Source organism: Bacillus cereus group sp. BfR-BA-01379, from assembly GCF_022663605.1.
GTDB classification, from domain to species: domain Bacteria; phylum Bacillota; class Bacilli; order Bacillales; family Bacillaceae_G; genus Bacillus_A; species Bacillus_A mobilis.
Genome location: NZ_JAKUFT010000183.1, coordinates 1 through 633, shown reverse-complemented (window position 1 = coordinate 633; position 633 = coordinate 1). Strand labels below are relative to the sequence as shown.

Genomic DNA, 633 nt, shown 5'->3' with positions numbered 1-633 from the left:
GATACCACTTGGCACTATTTCTGTTGGAGAAACAAAAACAATCACCTACCAAGTTGTCGTTACAAATTTACCACCTGATGGAATAATTAGAAACCAAGCATCCTTCACTTATCAATATCAACCAAATCCGAGTGAGCCTCCTGTTACAACAACTACTACAACTCCAAGTGTGAACATCCCAATTAACAATCCAAATCCGACGACTACAAAATCTGTTGATCGACAAATTGCTGATTTAGGAGATACGATTACTTTTACCGTAACATTTCAAAATAGGGGGACCGTGCCCGCTACAAATGTTATTGTGAAAGATATACTTCCATCCGGTGTTTCATTCGTTCCTGGTAGCGTTGTCGTGAATGGAACATCCCAGCTTGGAGAAAATCCCGAAATTGGTATTCTAGTCGGCACTGTAAATCCTGGTCAAAGTATTACAGTTACATTCCAAGGTGTAGTAAATAGCATCCCGCCCGGGGGAGTCATTAGAAACCAAGCAAATATAACATTCACATATGAGCCAAATCCGAATGAACCTCCTGTTACAACAACTATTACAACTCCTGAAACAGAAACGGCAGTTAATACAGCAACACTACATCCACAAAAAACAGCTGATCGCTCCTTCGTTGCATT

1 protein-coding gene is annotated in these 633 nt (G+C 40.4%); it reads left to right on the top strand.

What is annotated here, in order from left to right; translation table 11 throughout:
* A partial coding sequence (locus MR113_RS27315) for a DUF11 domain-containing protein (RefSeq protein WP_242257485.1) occupies positions 1 to 633 on the top strand: 633 nt, incomplete at both ends.